Annotated in this window: 1 protein-coding gene; it reads right to left on the bottom strand. The window is 67.9% G+C overall.

What is annotated here, in order from left to right:
• Nucleotides 1-246 (bottom strand): ATP-binding protein (locus GSQ76_RS00405; RefSeq protein ID WP_158741944.1); only part of this gene is annotated, 246 nt, incomplete at both ends.

Below are 246 nucleotides of genomic sequence, written 5' to 3'. Positions count from 1 at the left end.
CAGGATCACGTTCTCTGCCCGCTCGATGAAGCTTAGTCCGGCGAGCTGCTGGATCTGCTGCCGCGGCGCGCCCACCGCGAACTCGAAGTCGAACTGGTCGAGCGTCTTGATCGCCGGGAAGCCCGCCACCCGGGACAGCATCGTGCGAGCCCGGGCCCGGCGGGTGTCGAGTTCACCGCGCAGCACCGTCTCCAGGAAGTCCATGAACGACGCTTCGGTCTCGGCCGCTTTCTGAGCGGCTGCCGG

Origin of the sequence: Acidisphaera sp. L21 (genome assembly GCF_009765685.1) — a bacterium.
Lineage (GTDB): Bacteria > Pseudomonadota > Alphaproteobacteria > Acetobacterales > Acetobacteraceae > LMUY01.
Note: the sequence above shows the minus strand (reverse complement) of the source record. Positions and strands in the feature narration are given on the sequence as shown.